Raw genomic sequence first — 21,215 nt, 5'->3', positions numbered from 1 at the left:
ACGCCCTGATCAATCAGGCCCTCGCCGAACCACATTGGAGTGAAGTTGACGTCTGTTCGTCGTGCCTACCTGGCGGTCGCACTTGCTGTGTTGGCCGTGTCGGGTGGTGTCGTTGTTTCGGCCCTGCCGGACTGCGCCGAGCACTGCCAGACGTTGGCGGCCGCACCCCAAGGCGCGCCGCAGCCCTCACCCACCGAGCCGGCCCGGTTGACCATCGTCCCCAAGCCCGACGCCGAGGTCGACCCGCTGGCCAGGGTCATGGTCACCGCCGACACCGGCACCGTGGCGCGCGTGACGATGCTCAACGACGCCGGCAAGGAGATCCCCGGCGTCCTCACCCCCGACGCCAGGACGTGGAAGCCCACCACCACGCTCGGCTACGGCCGCACCTACACCCTCAAGGTCGACGCGCGCGGCCCCGGCGGCATGCCGACCCGCAAAACCACCACGTTCTCCACCGTGACCCCCGGCTACCAGGCCCGCGTCTACCTCAACGGCACCAACTACGCCCCCTTGCAAGACGGTGCCACCTACGGCGTCGGCATGGTGATCGTCGCGCGCTTCGACGAACCGGTCACCGACAAGGCCACCGCCGAGAACCGGATGAAGGTCATCACCGAGCCCAAGGCCGTCGGCTCGTGGAACTGGATCGACGACCAAACCGCACACTGGCGTCCGGAGAAGTACTACGCCCCGGGCACCAAGGTCACCGTCGACGCCGGCATCTACGGCGCCAAGCTCGGCGACGACCTCTACGGCGCGCAGGACGAGAAGGTCTCCTTCACCATCGGCGCCTCGCACGTCACCGTCGCCGACGACACCGACAAGCAGGTCCGCGTCTATGACAACGGCAAGCTGGTGCGCACCATGCCGACCTCGATGGGCATGGGCGGCACCGAGACCATCGGTGGCACGACGATGAGCTTCTGGACCCCGCGTGGCATCTACACCGTCATGGACAAGGCCAACCCGGTGATCATGGACTCCTCGACCTACGGCCTGCCCGTCAATTCGCGGCTCGGCTACAAGACGACGATCCCGTGGGCCACCCGCATCAGCATCGACGGCATCTATCTGCACCAGCTCAACGCGACGGTATGGGCGCAGGGGAAAGAAAACACCAGCCACGGCTGCCTCAACCTCAACGGCGAGAACGCCGAGTGGTTCTACAACTTCTCGGTGCCCGGCGACATCGTCGAGATCCGCAACACCGGAGGCGACCCGCTCAAGGCGACTAACAACGGCGACTGGACGGTGCCGTGGGCCGAGTGGGTCAAGGGCAGCGCGCTGCACTGACATTTGCCGCGAAACAGGCCCGCGGACGGCCCTTAGCATTGGACCGTGCGTCGTGCATTCGTGGTGCCGGCCTTCTGGGCAGCCATCGTCCTGGCGGGTGCGACGGCACCGACCGCCGCCGCCCTACCGCCCGGTTTCCCTGATCTCGACGCGTTCACCGCGGTCGATCCGGCGCCCTATGTCCAGCACGGACTCAAGGCCTCCAGGATCGGTTTCACCACGCCGACCCTGACGTGCACGTGGGACTACCGCCCAGACCACAACGACCACGTCGTCCCGGGGTGCAGCGGCACCATCGTCGGCCTGCCCGCCGAGGCGCCGCAGAGCGAGATGGAAGGGTCGTGCGACGGGATCGGTTCGTCCTTCGGCCGCGGCCGGGGGGCCTGTCCGCCGCCGTCCGGATATCCGAGGCTGGCCCCCGGCCACAAGCTCACCGCCGTCAACACCTCCTGCGCGGTGACCGATGACGGGGTCGCCTGCATCGACCCGATCGTCAACCACGGCTTCGTCGTGCAGCCGTCGGGCAGTTGGGTGTTCTAGCGATGCGCCGGGGCTGGGTTGTTGCGCTGGCTGCCGCCGTCGTGGTCGTGGTGGCGGTGACCGCGGCGGTGTGGTGGGTGCGACGGGCAGGACCTGAGGAACCCGCGCCCACGCCGCAGCTGATCGGTTTCTCGCTGCAGAACCAGCCGGCGAAGGGCTGGCGGGTGAGTGCGGCCGACATCGGGCTGCCCGACGAGATTCCGGTCGGCAAGCCGTTCGGCAGCGCCGGCGATCGGGCCTACTTCCTTGCCGACTGCGATCTGTCCTGCGGGGACGGGCACCGCGGCTGGGTCTACGGCATCGATCTGCGCACCGGCACAAGGCTGTTCGACCCCATCCTGTTGGAGGGCCTGCACGTACGGTTCGACGGAAACTGTCATCTGAACGGCGAGCACACCGCGGTGTGCCTGACCGACGCGGACACCACCCACGGCCAACCGCGCCGGGTATGGGTACTCGACCTGGCGCGGGGACAGGTCACCCACACCGGCGAAACCGACCTGCACATCCAGGGTTACGGCACCGAACCGGTCGCCGAAGCGATCGGAAACCCGCTGGGGCAGACCCGGTTGGTGGCCACCGTGTCGGGCACGGGTGTCTACGGAATCGGTGCCACGGGTGAGCGCACGTGGTTCGTCCCGGGCAGCGGACAGCTCGCCGTACCGGAGCTCTCCGCGGCCGACGACGCGCCGCTGACCCTCGCGACGCAGATCCCGACGCCGGAAGATCCGACCTACCGGGTGTTCTCGGTGATCGACGGCACCGAGCGAACCCCGACACCGCCGCCGGGCACGACGCTGCGACGGGCGGCCGTCTACCCCGGCGGATTCGCCTATCAGTACGAAGCGCAGAAGGTAGCCGGGGTGCTGTTCTACAACGCGTCCGGCGATCTGCTGGCACAGCAGGAACTCACGGGATACAACCTGTTGGACGCCACCACCGTCCCGATCGTGCTCGACCGGTCGGTGGTCCGGGTGTACTCCCGTGACGGCCGACAGGACATCGAGTTTCCCGGCGCCGCAGTCGATTACCGCAATGCCAGGTTCCGGGTGATCGGCGGCGACCTGTATGTGCGGCAGGGCGAGGAAGGCGGGGAGGACGAGACCTGGCAGCAGTGGAGTTTGGATTCCGGTAGACCCGGCAGCCGCTGCCAGGTCGACTTCACCCACTTTGTCGGGTCCGATGGCCGGATCGTCCTCAGTACGCTCTATTTCGGGTCGGGCGATGACATTGTCGCCACCGATTTGTCCACCTGCCAACATATGTGGCGGATGCCGGTACCCGGCGGGCGTGGCGTCGTGGAACAGGTCGGGACCGCGCTCATCGCAAGAACCCCGGCCGAACTTATCGAACTGCGGGCGAAGTGACGGTTATCCCGATCCGGCGGGGAACACCTGCTGTGGCGGCGGTGGTTTCTTCACGATGGCCGGCAGGACGAAGGTCTCGATGTAGCGCCGCGCCGTGTCGGGATCGGTGATGTCGGGGACGGTCTTCACCAGGAAGCCGAGTGCGGTCGCGATGATGAACTGTGCCAGGTCGTGTGGGTCCAGACCGGCGCGGAACTGATCGGCGTCCTCGGCGATCATGGCCTTGATGGTGGTCGTCACCAGATCGGTCAGTTCGGAATCGGTGGCGATCAACGAGGCGATCGTGCCCTCGGGGGTCTGGTCGGCGATTGTGTTGAGCAGGGGGTCCGACACCAACTCGGTCGCAACGATCACCAGACTCTCGACCAACAGATAGATGGGCCCGGCACCCTCGGGTATCCGGGGAATGATCGACGCCATGTGCCGCTGGGTGGTGCGCTGCACCATGGCGGCGATCAGTTCGTCGCGGTTGGTGAACTGGCGGTAGATCGCCGTGCGTGAATATCCGGCCTCGTGGGCGATGACCTCCATCGTCGATGCCCGGTATCCGCGGGTGACGAAAAGGTGTTCGGCGGCGTCCATCAACACCTCGCGCGCCTGCTCGGCGGTATTGCCGCCACCTACAGGTCGGCCCCGGGGGCGGCGTTCTGGTGCTGACAATCGACTGTCCTGGTCGGCGGCGTTTGGGGTTTCAGTATGCCGGACGGCCCAACAGCGCCCCGTAAAGGAACAATGATATTTATTTGTTCATTTTCCTGCGGACGGTCGATGGTGGCGGTTAGCGTGCCTGCGTGACCACACGGGGGCGGGCAATTCATACAGTCGCGGCGATCGGATGGGGTGTGCTGCTGGTCGCCCTCTGGATAGGGCTGATCGCGGGAACGACCGCGACGGCCCATGCCGATCCCGGCCGCGAGAAGTCAACCACGCAGTCCACCAATGACTCTGGTTCGGCGAAGAAGCAGCGCGGCTCGGAATCCCGGCTCGGTCCGCGTACGGAGAAGCGCCCGAAGCTCTCCGTGCCGAAGGCTGCGACGACACGTTCCGAGGTGCGTGGCCTAGTCGACGATCTCACTGATCGCGCGCGCACCGCGCTGACCGATCTTGCCGACCGAAAGCCGAAACTGCGTTCTACACAATCACTTCCGCGCCCCAAAGCGACGGCGCAGCGTGAAGCGGCGCAGCGTGAAGCGGCGAAGCGTGAAGCGGCGAAGCGTGAAGTGGCGAAGCGCCCCGAGGCCGTTGCGGTCGCCGCCGCCATGGCGGACAAGGCGCCCGACATCGCCGACGCGGTCGAAGCCATCAGCCGCCCGGCCGATACGAAGGCGCCGCAGGTCGATGACGTCGGCACGGTCATCGACCGCGTCACGTCCCAGAGCCGTGCCCTGCTCGCGGATATCGCCGACCGGTTCACGAACCCGGCTGCGGCCCAAGACCGCCAGATCGTCAAGCCCATCGCCGCCATGGCCACCCCGGTCGCCGCGTCGCGGCCGGCGCCGCCGCTGGTCAACATCGTCGGTTCACTGGTGTTCAACGTGGTCGGCGCTGCGCTGCAGGTGTTCTCGGGGCCGCCGGTGCTGCCGCCGGGCAGCAATGTCACCGTCCGTTCCTCGACGTTGGACATGCCGGGCACCAACCAGACCGTCCGCGCCGACTGGTACTTCCCCGAAGACCCGGACTCCGCCACCGGCGTCATCTACCTACAGCACGGATTCATGGCCACCGGCCCGATGTACAGCTACACCGCGGCCTACCTGGCGGAGGAAACCAACAGCATCGTCGTCGTGCCCACGCTCTCGTCAAACCTGTTCGACCCGAACGGAGAATGGATCGGCGGCGAACCGATGCAGCAGTCCGTGGCCGACCTGTTCGCCGATGACCGGCCCGAGCTGACCGCGAGCGCCAGCGCGGCGGCAGGCCACCCCGTCACGCTGCCGTCCGAGTTCGTCCTGGTCGGCCATTCCCTGGGCGGAATGCTGGTCACTGGTGCCGCTGGACGCATGGTCGACAACGGCGCCGTCGACGATCTGGCCGGGGTGGTTCTGCTCGACGCGGTGGACACCCACGGCGACATGCCCGAGGCGCTGGACCAGCTGAGCGGCGCCAATTACCGTCCGGTGCTGCTCATTTCATCCGAACGCTATGTGTGGAATCTCGACGGCACCGTGGGGGACGAACTGCAGACCGCCCGGCCCGGACAGTTCAACGGCGTGATGCTGGTGGGCGGGCGCCACATCGACGGACTGCAGGGCGCCAACCCGATCCTGCAATTCGCCGAGTACCTGATCGCCGGATTCTCGCAGCCGCAGAATGTCGATGCGGTCAAGGTGATTTCGGCCGGCTGGATCAACGACATGTACCACGGCACCGACGACGGCGTGCACGGTGCGCCGCAGGAGAGCATCGAGATCCCCACCCCGTCGGGCCCCGCCACCGCGGTGGTGCTGCCCTTCACCTCGACCGAACCGGTGCAGGCGACGCCGTGGGACGGGGTGGCCGGGGCGATCCTGAATGCGCTGTTCCCATTCGCGGTCTACGAACCGTTGGCCGGACAGTCGGTGACGGTGTCGGTCTGACGGCAGAAATCGGTGCCTGCAGCGCCACTGTTGCGCCTTTATCCTGGTGAGGACGCCGAGGCCAGGGGGTGCTGTGGAGGAGACACCGCCAGAGGAATACCCGCACGAGTGGGTCGACCGGTACGGACCCCAGATGTACGCGCCCCAGGCCTATCTTCCCCCGCCCCCGCCCGGGGGTCAGCAATCCCAAGTCGTGCTGACCGTCCGGTGCTTCGCAGCGGTCATCGGCGGTTGCGCCGTCGCGTTCTGGGCGTTGGTCGTCTACGGAGTGCTGAGTTCGGCCTTCGACACGAACCCGGCCACTGATCCGCACGGCTACGGCATCGTTTTCGGCGTTCTGCTTGCGGTGCCCGTGAGCCTCTTCTGGGCACTGGTTTTGCCGTTCGCGGCACCCAGACGCTGGTGGGGACGCGCGTTCGCAATCTCGTTGCTGAGCCTGGTGGCCCTCAACCTGCTGGCGTTCTGGGCGCTGAGCGTGTCGGGTGCGGGGTAGCGTCGCCGCCGAATTCGCTGAGGTGCGCTGAACAAGGCATATACCAAGCTCAGCTATACATTTTGCCGCGAAATCGTTAACCAAATTGGTGCGTCATCTGTATGTGATTCAGCCCACGGGCGATGTACATTGTGATCGCTGTCATAGGAAAGGGCGTTCCATGTTTGGAGCATTTGTTGGTGTACTTCTGCTGGTGCTCGGCATCGGTTGCGTCGCCGGCGTCGTAGTGGCAGTGGCCATGGGTCTTCCCACCCTGGCACTCGTGATCGGTCTCATTTCCGGCGCATTTTTCGCCGGGCGTGCCGTTTAGAGCTTCAGCCGCTTTCGCAGGCCGGTCGCACGGACTGCCTGCCGGGCGATAGCCGCGCGGATCTCCGCTTCGGAACCCACCACGCGCACTCGCGTCTTGGCCCGGGTTACGGCGGTATAGAACAACTCCCTGGTCAACAGCCGGGAATCCTCAGGCGGTAGCAGCACGGTCACCTCGTCGGCCTGGCTGCCCTGGGACTTGTGGATCGTCATGGCGTGCATGGTCTCCACCTCGGTGAGCCGGCCGGTGGCGAATGAGGCTGACCCGCCGACGGTCCCACCGACCACGGCGCGCAGCCCGTCCGGGGTTGCCACGGTGACACCGGTGTCGCCGTTGTAGAGCTTGAGCCCATAATCATTGGCCGTCAACAGGATTGGGCGCCCCACGTACCACGACGCCCAGGTGGGTTCTCCCGTCGCCTCGGCGAGCCACCGCTGCACCTGGCGGTTCCACTGCGTGACACCGAACGGGCCGTGCCGGTGCGCGCACAACAGCCGATGCTCGTCGAGAATCTCCAGTGCCGCACCGTCGTCCCCGAGAATCGCCGCCTGGCGCAGGGCAAGTGCATGTGGCACAAGCACTTCCCGCAGCCGTTCACTCGTGTCCGCGGACACCCACTCGACGTGCTCGCCGCCGGCCGCCAGCACCTCGACGGCGCCGGAGGCGTCACCGGCCCGGATTGCTGTGGCCAGCGCACCGATCGACTCACCGAACCGGTGCGAGGTTTGCAGCGCCGCGACCCCACGCGATCCCAGCCCGTCGACCAGATCGGCCAACACCGCCCCGGCTTCCACCGAGGCGAGCTGATCGGGGTCACCGACCAGCAGCAGCCGGGTTTGCGGCCGGACCGCCTCCAACAACCGGGCCATCATGGTCAGCGACACCATCGACGTCTCGTCGACGACGATCACGTCGTGCGGCAACCGATTTGCCCGGTGATGGCGGAACCGTGACGACGTGTCCGGGCGTGACCCCAACAGCCGGTGCAGCGTGGTGGCCTGCAGGCCCGAAATCCGCTCGCGGTCCACTGCATCGAGCCGGTTCACCTCGAGCTGGACCGCCTCCTGCAACCGGGCCGCGGCCTTACCGGTGGGCGCGGCCAGCGCGATCCGCAGCGACGGCCGGCCGGCCAGCGCGGCCTGTTCGGCCAAAAGCGCCAACAACCGCGCCACCGTGGTCGTCTTGCCGGTACCCGGCCCGCCGGTGAGCACCGTCAGTCCCTGCGACAACGCCACTTTCGCCGCGGCCCGCTGCTCCTCGAAACCCGGTGGGAACAACCGCGCCACGTCGGGCGCCAGGCCACCCGGCTTGGTGGCGACCAGGCCCAGCACGTCGTCGCACACCTGCTGCTCCTCCAACCAGTACCGGTCGAGATACAGCAGATCCCCGAACAATCGCAGCACCGGGGGAGTACCCAGCAGCGGGCTGTCCGCCACGGCCGCAAGCCACTCGTCAACCGGTGGCCACGGCAGATCGGGCAGCTGGGTCTGCTCGGCCACGGACCGCAGGTCCACGCACACCGAGCCGCCGCGCAGCGCCCGGACCGCCAGGGCCAGAGCGAGTTCGACCCGCGGATCGGTTTCCTCCGCCAGCGTGCTCAACCGTCGGGCCACCTGCACGTCGGCGGGTTCCAGGATCTCGGCGAACGCGTCCAACATCACCGGGCTCCCTCGTCCAGTAGCTCCGACATCGCGATGACCAACTTGGCGGGCGGTTCCCAGCTGAACACCCCGGCCGGGTGCCCGTCGACCACGGGCGTCTGCGCCCCGCACATCCCGCGCACGAACAGATACAGCACCCCACCCAGATGTGTGGCCGGGTCGTAGCCGGGCAGTCGCCATCTCAGGAACCGGTGCAGCACAACGCTGTACAGCAACGCCTGCAACGGATAGTCCGAGTGCAGCATGGCCTCGACCATCCGGTCCCGCCCGTAATCGGCGGCAGTGAGTGGCGCGTCACCGGTGCCCAGCCAGTTGGTCTTGTAGTCGACGATCACGAAGCGCTGACCGATCCGCAGCACCACATCCACCGAACCGGACAGGTAGCCGCGCAACGGCTGACGGCCCAGCAGCCCGGTCGACAACCGCTCGGCATAGACGGCCAGGGGATCGTCTGCAGGCAGATGCGCGTCGAGCAGGGCCCCGATTTCGGCCAACCGCGCGTACTCGCCGCCGCGCAGATCGCCACCGGCCATCGGGAACTCGAAGTCCAACTCGCACAACCGGTCCGCCAACCCGATCTGGCGCAGCGTCATCCCCGGCGCCAACGGTCCCAGCGGGGTGTCGTGCATCGGCAGCAGGGCGGCGGCCAGCTCGTCGGCCTCCACCTCGACCGGCCAGCGGGCCGCGTGCCGTCGCACCTCGGTGTGCAGCTCGGCCGTCAGATCCGCCGCCAGCGGGTCGGCGGTCTCCAACACCGCGTGCACGAGCGAGCCGAACGCGGCTCCCGTCGGCAGTTCGGCCATGGGGGAGGGCACGTCGGCACCCTGGGCGGGGGCCACGACGGTGATATCGGTCGACTCGTCGTCGAGCTCGACAACCTCGGGCTCACTGGACACCCCGGAGTGTTCGCCGTCCTCGGCCGCCCGCAGCAACCCCGAATACGACGTCCGCCGCCACGCCGTGTCGATGGAGCGGTGAAAATGCCGCGCCGCCAGATCATCTGGTATCGCATGGACCGGTACCGGCATGATCGCGCCGATCACCGACTCCTCCAACACCGGACCACCCGCGGCCTCCCAGGCCCGCAGCCGGGCCAGTGCATCGTCATCGGAGACCCTGGCCGGTGCGCACCGGTCGGGCACCGCAGCCTGTCCGGGGGCGCGCCCGCGCAGCAGCCGCGAGAGGCCACCGTTCGGCTCGTCATTCGACGGTGCCCACCAGGCCACCACCTGCGACTGGGCCCGCGTCATCGCCACATAGGTCAGCCGGCTGTCGTCAGCAGCGGCCTCGGCCCGGCCCGCGCGGGTCACCGCCGGGTCGGGACCGCCGATCTGCAGACAACGCACCCCCTCGTCATGGAACAGGATCAGATCCGGTTCCGGCACATACCGATTGAATGCGAACGGCAGGTACACGATCGGGAACTGCAGCCCCTTGCTCACCCACACCGTCATGATCTGCACCGCGGCCGCGTCACTGTCCAGGCGGCGGTTGCGCTCGGAGGCGCCGCCGCCCTCGCTGCGTTGGGTCCGCAGCCAGTCCCGCAGCGCGGCCAGCCCGAAGCCCTCGCGGTGGGCGGTGTCGCCGAGCAACTGGGTCATGTGGGCCAGGTCGGTCATCAGCCGTTCCCCGCCCTGCCAGGACAGCACCCGCCTGCCCATGCCCGCCAGCTGCGCGGCCTCGAAGATCGCCGCGACGCCCCGCTCGCGGGCATGGCCGGCCCAGGTGCGCAGCGTGTCGGCGACCCGGTCGGTCAACGCATCACCGCCCGCGGCAAGGGTTTCCGCGGTCTCCCCGAAGAACATCGTGGCGGCCGCGGCCCGCACCAGCCCGGGTCGGTGCGGCTGATCGAATGCCTCCAGCAGATACAGCCAGTCCTCGGCTGCCTCGGAGTTGAACACGTCTGAATCGCCGGTGTAGACCGCGGGGATACCGGCGTCGAGCAGCGCGGTGTGGCAGGCGCGGGCGTCCTTGTGGGTCTCGACGATCACCGCGATGTCACCCGCCTGCAGCGGTCTGTCGCAGAAGGTGGCATCGCTGTTCAGCAGCGTGCCGATGTCGGCGGCCAGATCCCTACCGATGTGGCGGCGCAGATCGGCGATCGGAATCACCTTGGTACCCGTACGGTTCCGCGTCACCACCCGAAGCCGGAACGGATCGTTGTACGGCGCCCCGGCCAGCCGGTGCCCCTGATGGTGTGCCTGTACGTCATGCACCACGATGTCCGGTCCACCGAGCTCGGCACCGCGCAGCACTGCCTGCAGCCGGTCGACCAGCACGCTGTCGCTGCGCCAGTTGGTACCCAGCGTCTGCTTGTCGCCCGCAGTCGCCGCGGCCCGCAGGTAGGTGTCGATGTCGCCGCCGCGGAACGCGTAGATCGCCTGCTTGGGGTCACCGATCAGGATCAGGGTGGACCGCCCGGAGAACGCCCGCTCGATCACCTGCCACTGCACCGGGTCGGTGTCCTGGAACTCGTCGACCATCACGATCGGCCAGCGCTGGGCCATCCGCACCCTGGCTGCCGAGTTCTCCGCGGTCAGCGCCCCGGCCAACCGGGTCAGCAGATCGTCGTAACCCAGCACGCCGCGCCGGCGCTTACGAATCTCCAACTCCGCCAGCACCGCCCGCGCGAACGCCACCCGAATGCCCGCCGGGGACTCCGGTTCGGGATCCAGCGGACGCAGTTCGGTCGCCGGATTGGCCACCACCACCCGGGCCAGCCGCAACGCCTCGGCATACCCGAGTTCCGGGGTATCCCGCTGAGCGCCGAAGTGGGCGAGATACAGATCGTCGGTGATCTCGCACACCAGCTCGTCAAGACTCTCGACCAGGGTCACGCCCGAATCGCTGTCCCCGGCCACACCGAGGGATTTCAGGACGATCTGGCAGAACTGGTGCGTGGTCGCGATGGTGGCGGCATCGAAACCGGCCAGCGCGTCGCGCAGCCGCTGCCCGCGGGCCTGTTGGTCCTCGGCGACCAGATACTGCAGCAGATCGTTGTCGGCGCGTGACGGGTCCTCCAACGCTGCCAGGGCGCCGACGATCTGGGCCCGCACCCGCTCCCGCAACTCCTGACTGGCCGCCCGGCCGAAGGTGATGAGCAGCATCTGATCCAGCGTGGCCGCACCCTCGGCCACCAGGCGGGTCACCAGCCCGGCCAGCGCGAAGGTCTTTCCGGTTCCCGCACTGGCCTCCAGCACCGTGGTGCTGTTGGTCTGCGGCAGCGGGCCGAGCAGGTCGAAGACGTTCACTGGGTGGACCTCTCGGCCTGCAGGAGCGGCAGCCACAACCGCTCGGAGTACTCGCCCAGCCCCACCAGGCGGCTCAACGGCGCACTCCGGCCCCAGGCGCGCACATGAGCGGGTGCCTCGTCCTCACCGGGGAATTTGCCGCTGCGCCAGCGGAACCCGGCTTCACGCTCCGGGTCGTCCCCGGCGTGGCGTGCGGCCGCCCACGCATAGGAGGTCTTGATGGGCAGGGGTAAGGGCTCCCGGCGGCCCGCGTCATAGATGGCGACCAGATCGGCCAGCAGCTCGACCGGATTGTCCGGACGGCCCAACCCTTCGATGCGCGGGGTGTCGCCGCGCCGCGGCCGCCCGATGCATACGGCCGACCAGTCCCGGTCGGGGTGCCCGGCGGCCAACGCCAGCAACGGAATCCAGGACTGCAGCAGATGCTTGCCGTCGAGCTTGGAGTACGTCACCGATACCAGCCTCTCGCCGAACACCGGCGAGACCGTACCGGTGATCCGGCGCCCGGTGCCCAGGTCGATGTCGACGTCATAGGCCTGCGGGTCGGCGTCGCGGTACCGCAGGGCATCGGTGGCCAGCAGAGCACACCGATCCCGCAGTGCGATCGCGCGGCGCCAGCCCAGCTGACCGGGCGGCAGGGTGCCGCGCCGCCACTCGGCCTGCTGGGCATCGGCCGGGGTCATGCCACCCATGATGTCGCCGAGCATGCGATCGCCGACGGTCCATTCCTCCAGCGCGTCGATGTCCACCGGCATCACATCCGACACCCCGTCCACATCCCAGGGCAGGGTGTACTCCAGGGCCCGGAAGAAGCCCTTCACCGGATCCTTGAAGAACGTGACGAGATCTTCCAGCGCGACATCCTCGGTGGGCCGCGGGGGCAGTTGGTGGGCGAAGAACGCCGGCCGGTCGGCTCGCTGCCCCGCGCTGGCCTGCGCGGCGGTGAGTGCGGTGGGATCGAACGTGAACGGTCCGTCGGGAAGCAACGCCCCGGGGGTGACGTTGCGAATATCGAAGGGCTGCAACGGGTGTGTGGTTTTGACGCTCACCGGCTCCTCGGCGGTGACCTTGAGCGTGTCGAGAAGTTCGGCCAGCGGCACCGCGGGCGGGCGGGCCTGGCCGGAGTATTCGTTGGCGCCGGTATAGGTGACCACGAGCGTCTGCGTGGCCGCCCCGATCGCGTCGAGCAGTAGCTGGCGGTCCTCCGAGCGGATGTCGCGCTCACCCGTGCGCGGATCGCGGGCCAGCACGTCGTCCCCGTCGACCGCACCCAGGCGTGGAAACACCCCGTCGTCCAATCCGACCAGGCACACCACGCGGTGTGGCACCGAGCGCATCGGCACCATGGTGCACACGGTCAGGGTGCCGGTGCGGAAGTTGGCCCGCGTCGGCCGCCCGGCCAGATGGCGATCCAGCAGCGCACGAACATCACTGAGCCGCATCGGTGTCTCGCCCGCACCGGCGGCCTCGCCGATCTCGGCGAACTCACGCTGCACCTGGGCCGCGGGCCACTCCTCGTCGGAGTACGCCAGCTCCTCGATCCCGGTTCCCAGCGCCGACAACCACTCGTCGAGGGGGCGGACCCCGCTGAGCTGACAGACGGTGTGGCTGAGCTTTTCCACGAAGTCGGCGAACCGGCCCGCCAGCTCGACCCGATTGCTGCTGACGTCGTCGAGCGGCAGCGTGGTGCCCAGCCAGGCGCGCGAATCGTCGGACATCGCCACCCCGGCCAGCACCCGGTCGATCCCGAAACGCCAGGTGTTGTGGAGGAACTCGACGCCGTAGGGGCTGCGGTGCTCCTGATCGAAACCCCACCGGATGTTGGCCTCACGGACCCAGGCGGTGATGGCCTCCAGATCGTCGTCGGTGAATCCGAACCGGGCGCGCACCGGCGGTGACTCGGCCAGGTTCAGCACCTCGCTCGCGGTGGCCCGCCCACCGGCCAGGGTCAGCACGGAGGCCGCCACCGACAGCAGCGGATTCGTCTGCACCAGAGCGCGATCGGCCAACCGCACCCGCAGCTTGTGTGCCGGATGCGCGCCGCGCACCACATCACCCAGCCCGAACCCGGCCGTGATCAACGGTGCATAGGTCTCGATATCCGGGCACATCACCAGGATGTCGCGGGGCTCCAGCGTCGGGTCGTCGGCGAGCAGGCCCAGCAGCACCTCGCGCAGCACCTCGATCTGCCGGGCCGGGCCGTGACAGCTGTGCACCTGAATCGAGCGGTCGTCCCGTCGCGGTAACCGCCCCGCCGGCCGGACCGCGTTGGCCGCGATGTCGGACTGCAGCCAGCCCAGCACGGTATCGGGATACCCTGTGCCCCTGAGATATTCGTCGGTGTCCGGGATCGGCAGCCCACGCTGCAGTTCCCGCAGATCGCGGCCGAGGGTGGCGAGCAGCGGGTGGCCCACATCGCGGTGGCTGGTGTCCTCGCGGCGGGGGAGCGGGCCCGTGTGCGCGGTCAGCGACTGCCAGAGGTCGTCGCTGGGATGCGGCAGCCACAGGTGCAGATCGTGATGGGTGGCCAGCGCGGTGAGCAACTCGATCTCGGTGACCGGCAACCGGGTGTGCCCGAACAGGGAAAGCCGCTCCGGTAGGTCACTGGGCGAATCGGTGAGCCGGGCAAGGGTTTCCGCGTGCCGGATGTGTGGAGGATCGGCATCGATGCGCTCGGTGAGCGCCTGCCACAGCGGGGCCTGCCAGGACAGGTCGTCGGGCAATTCCGCCCAATCGACCAGCAGTTGCGGACGTTGCCGCGCATACGAGGCGAACAGCCCGGCCAACCGTCGGGCCACCGCATAGCGTCGGCCCTGACGCAGCTCGTACTCGTCGCCGGTCTCGAAGTGACCGAGGTGCGTGGCCACCGGCTCACACCACGGCTGATCCAGATTGTCGTCGATGACCGCCAGCAGCGGCCAGGCCATCGCGTCGGCCGACCACGGATCGTCCTCGGCCGTTCCCGTCAGCTCGGCGATCAGCGAACGCGGGTTGCGGAACTCGACCGCCGCGCAGATCCCCAGCCGGTTCGACAGCCGCTGACTCAGCCAGCGCTCCACGCCCTTCGCCGGGACCAGCACCAGCTCCTGGGCGAACGGGTCAGTGGGGGGGTGCGACAGCAGATCTGCCAGCCCGTCGGCGAGCAGATCGGTGCGCTCGGCCCGGTGCAGGTGCAGTCCCATCGAGAGACACGATAGGAGACCCGGTCAGAGTGCTGCTGCGTTTGGTGCGGACAGGGCGGCGGGTCGGGCCGCGAGCGCGACGACCAGTGTGATGGCACCCGCGATGACGAATGCCACCCGCACGCTGAACACGTCGGCCGCGCCACCCAACAACGCCGCCGCGAACGGGCGCGACCCGAGGAAACCGACCAGCCACAGGGCCATGATGCGGCCCCGCAGTTGCTCGGGGGCCCGCTCCTGCACGACGGTGCTCAGACCCGTCATCGCCCAACCGAAGCCCAGCCCTGCGACTGCGAAACCGGCCAGCGCCAAGGCCGTGACCGTGCCCGCGGCGAGCAGCCCACAGCCGGCCACCAGCAGCCACAGCCCGATTGCCGAAACCCGGGCCGCAGCCAGCCGTCCGCGCATCGACGCCAGCACGACCATGCCGAGCGCTGCGCCGACGCCGAACGCCGCCGAGAGCGCACCCACCAGATGGGCGCTGCCGCCCAGATCCTCGGCCATCGACGGGGTGAGGGTGATCGACGGATCCGAGGCGAACCCGACCGTCGTCACGGCCAGCAGTGCCAGCAGCAGCGGGCGGTCCCGCCAGACGTACGCCAGTGCCGCGCGCACCCGATAGTCGCCGTGCGGGCTGCGTTCCGGCCGGGCCGGGAAGGTAACCAGCAGCAGGAAGATGGCGAACACCAGGTGCAGCCCCGCGCTGATCGCGAAGCCGGGCGCCGCACCGAGCCGCGCGGCCAGGAAGGCACCGATGGCCGGCCCCAAGATCCGGCCGATGGTCATCGGAATGCTGTTGAGCGCCATGGCCGTCGCAAGCTCGCCGTCGCGGATCAGGCTCGGCACCACTGACTGCATGGCCGGGCCGCCGATGACGAACCCGAAGCCGACCATGGTGGAGCCCACAAGCACCGGTATCGCCGCGGCGGTGCCCTGCAGGTCGGGGTCCAGCGCCAGCCAGAGTGCGGTCGAGCCCGAGCCGATGATGCACAACACCCGGCCCCACAGGATCTGACGGGCCGGGTCGCCGATGTCGGCCCACTTGCCGCTGGTCGGGCTCAGGATGAGTTGCGGCAGGAACTGTGCGACGCCGACCATGCCCACCATCACCGCGGAGCCGGTGGCGTCGAAGATCACGATGGCCGCGACGATGCCGTGCGTCCACACCGCGACGACCGAGAACATCTTGCCCCAGAACAGGGCACCGAAAACCGGGTCGAACATCAGCCGCAGGGCGCCGCGCGGCTGCGGGCGGGCAGTGGTCTGGGCTGTCACGAGCTCACTCCCCGCTCGAAATCGGTGACCAGCTGCTCTAACAGGTCGACGAGTTTGTCGACGTCGGACTCGGACCATTCGGCCACGGTTTCGGCGACCATCTCGCGGCGCCGTTCGGTGACGTCGGCCAGGGCCTTGCGGCCGTCTTCGGTGAGCGTGAGGACGCAGCGGCGCTGATCGTCGGCGTCTTGGGTCTTGGTGAGCAGGCCCGCGGTGACGACATTGGCGACGGTGCGGCTGGCGGTGGAGTGCTCGACGGCCATGTATTCGGCGACCTCGCCGACCGAGGCGCTCTGCCCGGCCTTCTCCCGCTGCTCGACGGCACGGAGCACCCGCAGTGTCGACAAGGACGGCACGCTGCCCGACGCGTCGATCAGCCGGCGCCGCCAACCGGGGCGCTGCCGGACGATGTGGATGCGCACCAGAAGCTCATCGAGTTGGTTGTAGCGGGGCACTATATGTGCATAGCACATAGATATATTTGGAGCGAATGTCGATGAGCGAACTGGCGTCGGTTGGCGAGCGGCTCCGCGTGTGTAGCGTTGTGGTGGGAAGTGGGCCGGAAAATCGCCGCAGCGCTTCATACGTGAGCTGTCGGGAGGGCTCGGCAGACTCCGCCCATGGGGGATCCATTCGTCGGAAGCCAAGCGCTGGCCTCAGGAGCATTGACGCGGCATGAACTGCGAACCCGATTCAGAGCCATCCATCGCGACATCTACGTCGCTAGGGACGCCAGACCGACCGCGCTACTACGCGCACGGGCCTGCTGGTTGCGGTCACGGGGCCACGGAGTCCTGGCCGGATACTCCGCGTCGGCGTTTCATGGAGCTCGTTGGATCGACGCGAGCCTGCCGGCCTACGTCATAGACAACAACAATCGCAGGCCGACCCGAGGAATTGTCACCTGGGCAGACACGATCGATGACGACGAGATCTGTTCGATCGGCGATATCCGCCTCACCACGCCGGTCCGCACCGCGGTTGATCTGGCCTGCAAGTTCCCCGAAGGCACGGCTGTCGCTGCGATCGACGCACTGGCGAGGGCCACCCGCTTGAACGTGGCCGACATCGAACTGGCAATCGAACGCCACGCTGGCCGGAAAGGCGTCAAGCAAGCTCGCGCGATCGTCGCGCTGGTAGACCCTGGGGCGGAGTCGCCGCAGGAAACATGGTTGCGGCTACTGGTGATTCGCGCGGGCTGGCCACGGCCGCAAACGCAATACCCGATCTACAACGAGTACGGCGCGCTGATCGGTGAGGTTGATCTGGCCTGGCCGGAGGTGAGGATTGCCCTGGAATACGAAGGCGTTCATCACTCCGATCCCGAGCAGATTCGTAAAGACATCATGCGGGTCGACGCGATGGTCGAGATGGGGTGGACCGTCATCCGGGTCACGTCCCGTGAGGGCGAGGCCAGCGTTCTGGGCCGGATCGCCAAAGCTTGGGCCTCGCGTGCGTAGCGCTGTGGCGGCAAAACGGCCGCTGAATCGCCACAGCGCTTCATACGTGAGCGGATGGCCCTGGCGCCAGCGTGCTAGCCCGCGAATTCCTGTGCCAGGCCGTCGATTCCAGCGCGAATCGCGGTCAGGGCCTCGGCGCGGGCCTTGAGCTTGCTGGCCACGTGCGCGCCGGTGTGCAGGGTCGCTGCGGCCTCGGCTGCCACCTGCTGTGCGCGGGACAGCACCGCGTCGGCCTCGACGACCTCGTCGAGCCAGCCGCCCGCGATGGCCGCGTCACCGGTGAACACCGCCGCCATGGCGATCCCGCGCTGAAACGCCGCGCGGGTCAGCCGCATGCGCATGATCTCGATGGCCGCGATCGGCAGCGTCATCCCGATCTTGACCTCGTTGGCCTGGCACCGTGATGTCACCGCGCCGACCCGATGATCACCGGACAGCAGCAGGAACGAGCCCATCGCGATGGCGTGACCGGTGGCGGCCATGATCACCGGCACCGGGAAACTCAGGCACCGCACCGACAACTCGAAACCACCGGCGAGCATGCCCAGGGTCGCGGCCACGTCGCCCGACGAGAACACGCTCAGGTCGAATCCGCCGCTGAACACCTTCGAATTGCCCGCCAGCACCACGGCTTTCACCTCGCCGGCAGCCGCGCCGGCGGCGGCCTGATCCAGCGCCGCGTTGATCTCGGCCTGCATCGCAGGCGACAGTGCGTTGACCTTGCCGTCGTCCATCGTGATCGTGGCCACGGCATCGTTGAGCTCGTAGCTCACCAGGCTGCTCATCGCACTGATGCTAGCGAGTGGGTTCAGGCCCGGTGACGCCTGCCGGAGGTCGTCGCCGGCTTGATCAGATCGGTCTCGGGATCGTCATCGTCGTAATCATCGTCGTCGTCGCCGGCCTCGTAGCGATCGCGCCAGCGGGAGCGCATCTCGGCGCCCATGGCGTTGATGCGGTTGATCTCCGAACGCAGCTTCTGCTCGTCCGTCTCCTTGGCTGCGTACTGGAAATACGTCAGCACGCCGCGCAACAACTCCAGCTTCTGCTTCTCCCGCCGGGCCTGATCGTGGGTGGTCAGCAGTTCCATGCGGTCCACCGGCGGCAATGTCGCCCAATCCAGCACCGCGGTGTTGCGCAGCTTGCGGCCACTGGGCTTGCCGGCTGAGCCCGGCTCGTCGTAATAGGTGACCGCCCCGTCGAAGCGGGAGGCGATCGCCTCACCGAGCTGCTTGCGGTCCAGCGCCGAATCCCACACGATGCGCCACTCCTGCGACGGCGCCAGATACGGGATCTCGGCGGGCAGGTTCAACGGCACGATGTCGACGAAGTTGTCGTCATACGAGCTCTCGTACTTGCCGACCGTGGGAGGGTTCGCGAACTCGAAGCGCAACCCGTACGCCGGGCGCTGGCCGTAGTTGCGGACGACCAGCTCCACCAGGTGCCAATCGGCGCTGCTCGGCTCCATGAACATCGACACGTTCGGCTGGGTCAGCTCGGCGCGCCGATCCCTGGCCTTCAGATACTGCCGCCACGCATAGATCAACGCGACGACGATGACGACGATCGCCACCCATGCTGCGAGTGCAGTCCATGCACCCGGTTCGAAACTAGCCAACTCACGCCCCCGGTCCGTGACTGAATCGATGATCCCCACCAAGTGGGTATATCACGGACATTCACCCTGGGCAGCGGTCCGGCTCAGCAAACTTCGGTCAAACCAGCGTCCTCACGAGGCGACGGCAGTGAGGATGTCGCGCTGCACCGGCACGGTCACCGGCGTGTGGACCAACCTCTCGCCACGCGCCAGCCACTCGATATCGGTCCATTCGATGCGCGCGGGCAATCGCCGCCAATAGTGCGGGTGCGAGCGCAGATACACCTCGACACTGGCGTGCACCTTGGCGTCCAGCGGCGCCCGGCACCGGCCGATCGCCGGCGCGGTCCCGGCCAGCGCGTCGAGATCGGTGGGGCAGGCGCTGTGGTCGTGAACTCGCAGCCCCGCTCCGATGGCTCCGTCCAACATCCAGTCCAGGGCGATGTCGGCCAGCGGCCAGCATGCTCCGGTGCCGCCGATGAGGTCGTCGCGAGTTCCCCGGAACCAGACCTCGTCAAGGCTCTCGCAGTACCGCATTGTCCGGCGACCGCCGTCGACCGCCACCGCGTGCCGACCGGACTCAACTGTCGGCAGCGGGCCCATGTGGCGCTTGGTTCCGGGCGTGGCCGTGGCATTCCACAGCCCGACGAACCGCACGGGCACGGCCGGATCGCGGTCACCGAACAACTGCGCCGCCAACACCCTGATCTGTCGCCAGTCCTGGGGCGTGCGCGCCGTGCGCGGCAGCACATAGGTGGCGAGCGCGTAGTCGAGTACGTCATCGGAATGAGCCGGCAACAAGCCGACCGTGCCGAGCAGGGTGGCGAGTTCACCGGCGCGATGCCCGCCCTCGCCGCCGCCGAACACGAAGATCTGGTCTCCGGGATCCCACGCGTCGCCGAGGAAGTGATAGGCCTCGGCGATGGCGGCCCGGGCTTCGCTGGCCGGGTCGCCCCGGCGGCCCGGCGCGATCCGTCTGGCTTGTCGTGTGGCTGTGCCGCTGTGATACCAGGTCAACTGATCGGTGCCGTCCAGCAACCGAAACAGCATCTCGGTATTCGACGCGTCACGGAACCCGGAATGTTCATCTGTGTGGTCGAAGCACAGCACGATGTTCTTCACGGCGACCCCCGGCGGGACTGTCAACTACTGCTCAACTGATGCTGACTAGTACTTTGCCGGGTCTGCGGACTGATGTCCTGAGTATTGCACTACTCGAATCGCGCAGAACGGTACGTAGTTCCCGTTGCAACTGCTTGGGCAACGAAATCCGTGGCAGGAGGACCGTCGCAGGGCGGGTTTGCCCCGTTTCGTGATCGTTAATTCAGTGGATTCCGTACTTGGCCGCACTGAAACGATTCATCAGCCGCCCATCAACATGCGCCATTGGTCGAGGTTTGACGCGCGATACACGTAGTTGCTGCGTTTGACCTCATCGAGCGGGGCGCTCGGTTCTTCCGAGTACCAGTGCCCCGGGAAGACGGTCGGGTCTCCGGACAGCTGGGCCAGCGCCTGCAGGCTGCGGAACATGTCGTCGACATTGCCGCCGGGAAAGTCGGTGCGACCGCATCCGTCGAGGAACAACGTGTCCCCGGCGACCAGCCGGCCGTCCACCAGGAAGCACTGGCTGCCCGGCGTATGGCCGGGAGTATGGAGTAGCTCGATCTCCACCGCGCCGACCGAAACCTTGTCGCCGTGGACGTGCGAGGTCAGCTCACTCGGTGCGATCCCGGTGACCTGGGAGACCCAGTCGGCCTCGTGGGAGTTGACGTGGACCGGCACACTTTGGCGTTCCAGCAGTTCGGCGAGGCCCTTGAGGGTGAAGCCCGCCATCGTGCCGCCGACGTGGTCCGGGTGGTGATGGGTGACGAGCACGCCGGAGAGGCGCATGTCGTCGGCCTCGAGCGCGTCGACGAGATCGTTGGCCGCGTAGGCCGGGTCGACCACGACCGCGTCGCCCGTCTCGCGGTCCCCGATCAGATACGAGAAGTTGCGCATCTGCTGGGCGATCGGGTCGCCGGCCGCGTAGTCGCGGCCCGACAGCAACTGCCGGAAGTACAAGCGGTCTTGGGCGTTGGGCTCGGACATGCGTTCAGCGTATTGGTGCCCCGCGTCGCCTTCTTCGCGCATCCCTGCAGGTCCAAAAACCGCACGTCATGACGTGTTTGAACCCACACCGATAAAACTCGCATCAAAAATGCGGAATTACT

Annotated in this window: 16 protein-coding genes; 6 read left to right on the top strand and 10 right to left on the bottom strand. The window is 67.8% G+C overall.

What is annotated here, in order from left to right:
- The first annotated feature begins 39 nt into the window (after nucleotides 1–39).
- Genes A5779_RS24710 through A5779_RS24700 form a run of 3 tightly spaced genes read left to right on the top strand, consistent with a single transcriptional unit; the run spans nucleotide 40 to nucleotide 3,203 of the window.
- Nucleotides 40–1,296: a L,D-transpeptidase gene (locus A5779_RS24710; RefSeq protein WP_064886363.1), complete on the top strand. Its 1,257-nt coding sequence runs from the start codon at nucleotides 40–42 to the stop codon at nucleotides 1,294–1,296.
- A gap of 45 nt (nucleotides 1,297–1,341) precedes the next feature.
- A complete protein-coding gene (locus tag A5779_RS24705) occupies nucleotides 1,342–1,836 on the top strand; it encodes a hypothetical protein (protein WP_082941834.1) in 495 nt (164 codons plus the stop codon).
- A gap of 2 nt (nucleotides 1,837–1,838) precedes the next feature.
- On the top strand, nucleotides 1,839–3,203 hold the full coding sequence (locus A5779_RS24700; protein ID WP_064886362.1) for a 9-bladed beta-propeller domain-containing protein: 1,365 nt from the start codon (nucleotides 1,839–1,841) through the stop codon (nucleotides 3,201–3,203).
- A 3-nt stretch (nucleotides 3,204–3,206) separates the two neighbouring features.
- Here the strand turns inward: A5779_RS24700 and A5779_RS24695 are convergent, their stop codons facing one another.
- Entirely contained in the window at nucleotides 3,207–3,863 is a 657-nt protein-coding gene (locus tag A5779_RS24695; RefSeq protein WP_064886361.1) for a TetR/AcrR family transcriptional regulator, read from the bottom strand.
- A 131-nt stretch (nucleotides 3,864–3,994) separates the two neighbouring features.
- On the opposite strand from A5779_RS24695, the gene A5779_RS24690 reads away from it, so the two are divergent.
- Both A5779_RS24690 and A5779_RS24685 read left to right on the top strand, forming a co-directional pair.
- Nucleotides 3,995–5,779, top strand: coding sequence for an alpha/beta hydrolase family protein (locus tag A5779_RS24690; RefSeq protein ID WP_131811687.1), 1,785 nt, complete (start codon nucleotides 3,995–3,997; stop codon nucleotides 5,777–5,779).
- A gap of 73 nt (nucleotides 5,780–5,852) precedes the next feature.
- Nucleotides 5,853–6,272 carry a hypothetical protein gene (locus tag A5779_RS24685; RefSeq protein WP_131811686.1) on the top strand — a complete coding sequence of 140 codons (420 nt, stop codon included), beginning with the start codon at nucleotides 5,853–5,855 and terminating at the stop codon, nucleotides 6,270–6,272.
- A gap of 306 nt (nucleotides 6,273–6,578) precedes the next feature.
- Here the strand turns inward: A5779_RS24685 and recD are convergent, their stop codons facing one another.
- Genes recD through A5779_RS24660 form a run of 5 tightly spaced genes read right to left on the bottom strand, consistent with a single transcriptional unit; the run spans nucleotide 6,579 to nucleotide 16,424 of the window.
- Nucleotides 6,579–8,240, bottom strand: coding sequence for an exodeoxyribonuclease V subunit alpha (gene recD, locus A5779_RS24680; protein ID WP_064886359.1), 1,662 nt, complete (start codon nucleotides 8,238–8,240; stop codon nucleotides 6,579–6,581).
- On the bottom strand, nucleotides 8,240–11,494 hold the full coding sequence (gene recB / locus A5779_RS24675) for an exodeoxyribonuclease V subunit beta (protein ID WP_064886358.1): 3,255 nt from the start codon (nucleotides 11,492–11,494) through the stop codon (nucleotides 8,240–8,242). Before recB ends, recD begins: the two co-directional genes overlap by 1 nt.
- Nucleotides 11,491–14,676 carry an exodeoxyribonuclease V subunit gamma gene (gene recC, locus A5779_RS24670; protein WP_064886357.1) on the bottom strand — a complete coding sequence of 1,062 codons (3,186 nt, stop codon included), beginning with the start codon at nucleotides 14,674–14,676 and terminating at the stop codon, nucleotides 11,491–11,493. Before recC ends, recB begins: the two co-directional genes overlap by 4 nt.
- A gap of 24 nt (nucleotides 14,677–14,700) precedes the next feature.
- Nucleotides 14,701–15,951, bottom strand: coding sequence for an MFS transporter (locus tag A5779_RS24665; protein WP_064886356.1), 1,251 nt, complete (start codon nucleotides 15,949–15,951; stop codon nucleotides 14,701–14,703).
- Nucleotides 15,948–16,424: a MarR family winged helix-turn-helix transcriptional regulator gene (locus A5779_RS24660; protein WP_064886355.1), complete on the bottom strand. Its 477-nt coding sequence runs from the start codon at nucleotides 16,422–16,424 to the stop codon at nucleotides 15,948–15,950. The genes A5779_RS24665 and A5779_RS24660 overlap by 4 nt, the downstream gene beginning before the upstream one ends.
- Nucleotides 16,425–16,571: 147 nt before the next feature.
- Between A5779_RS24660 and A5779_RS24655 the strand changes: the two genes are divergently transcribed.
- Nucleotides 16,572–17,411, top strand: coding sequence for a PDDEXK family nuclease (locus tag A5779_RS24655; RefSeq protein ID WP_064886354.1), 840 nt, complete (start codon nucleotides 16,572–16,574; stop codon nucleotides 17,409–17,411).
- Between the two features lie 74 nt (nucleotides 17,412–17,485).
- Here A5779_RS24655 and A5779_RS24650 read toward each other — a convergent pair whose 3' ends face one another.
- The 4 genes from A5779_RS24650 to A5779_RS24635 all read right to left on the bottom strand — a co-directional run bounded on the left by A5779_RS24650 (nucleotide 17,486) and on the right by A5779_RS24635 (nucleotide 21,093).
- Entirely contained in the window at nucleotides 17,486–18,196 is a 711-nt protein-coding gene (locus A5779_RS24650) for a crotonase/enoyl-CoA hydratase family protein (RefSeq protein ID WP_064886353.1), read from the bottom strand.
- 23 nt (nucleotides 18,197–18,219) lie between these two features.
- A complete protein-coding gene (locus A5779_RS24645; RefSeq protein WP_064886352.1) occupies nucleotides 18,220–19,065 on the bottom strand; it encodes a DUF8453 domain-containing protein in 846 nt (281 codons plus the stop codon).
- A gap of 72 nt (nucleotides 19,066–19,137) precedes the next feature.
- Nucleotides 19,138–20,151: a T6SS phospholipase effector Tle1-like catalytic domain-containing protein gene (locus A5779_RS24640; RefSeq protein ID WP_330220081.1), complete on the bottom strand. Its 1,014-nt coding sequence runs from the start codon at nucleotides 20,149–20,151 to the stop codon at nucleotides 19,138–19,140.
- Nucleotides 20,152–20,367: 216 nt separating this feature from the next.
- Nucleotides 20,368–21,093: an MBL fold metallo-hydrolase gene (locus tag A5779_RS24635; RefSeq protein ID WP_055110099.1), complete on the bottom strand. Its 726-nt coding sequence runs from the start codon at nucleotides 21,091–21,093 to the stop codon at nucleotides 20,368–20,370.
- Nucleotides 21,094–21,215: the final 122 nt, after the last annotated feature.

Origin of the sequence: Mycolicibacterium peregrinum, from assembly GCF_001665625.1 — a bacterium.
Lineage (GTDB): Bacteria > Actinomycetota > Actinomycetes > Mycobacteriales > Mycobacteriaceae > Mycobacterium > Mycobacterium peregrinum_B.
The sequence above is the reverse complement of the archived record's forward strand: the minus strand, read 5'-3'. Positions and strand labels throughout refer to the sequence as shown.

Coding starts and splice junctions, on each gene's coding strand:
- A5779_RS24700 (WP_064886362.1), top strand. CDS start 1,839: ATGCGCCGGGGCTGGGTTGTTGCGCTGGCTGCCGCCGTCGTGGTCGTG.
- recD (WP_064886359.1), bottom strand. CDS start 8,240: ATGTTGGACGCGTTCGCCGAGATCCTGGAACCCGCCGACGTGCAGGTG.
- recC (WP_064886357.1), bottom strand. CDS start 14,676: ATGGGACTGCACCTGCACCGGGCCGAGCGCACCGATCTGCTCGCCGAC.
- A5779_RS24660 (WP_064886355.1), bottom strand. CDS start 16,424: ATGTGCTATGCACATATAGTGCCCCGCTACAACCAACTCGATGAGCTT.
- A5779_RS24655 (WP_064886354.1), top strand. CDS start 16,572: ATGGGGGATCCATTCGTCGGAAGCCAAGCGCTGGCCTCAGGAGCATTG.
- A5779_RS24650 (WP_064886353.1), bottom strand. CDS start 18,196: ATGAGCAGCCTGGTGAGCTACGAGCTCAACGATGCCGTGGCCACGATC.
- A5779_RS24635 (WP_055110099.1), bottom strand. CDS start 21,093: ATGTCCGAGCCCAACGCCCAAGACCGCTTGTACTTCCGGCAGTTGCTG.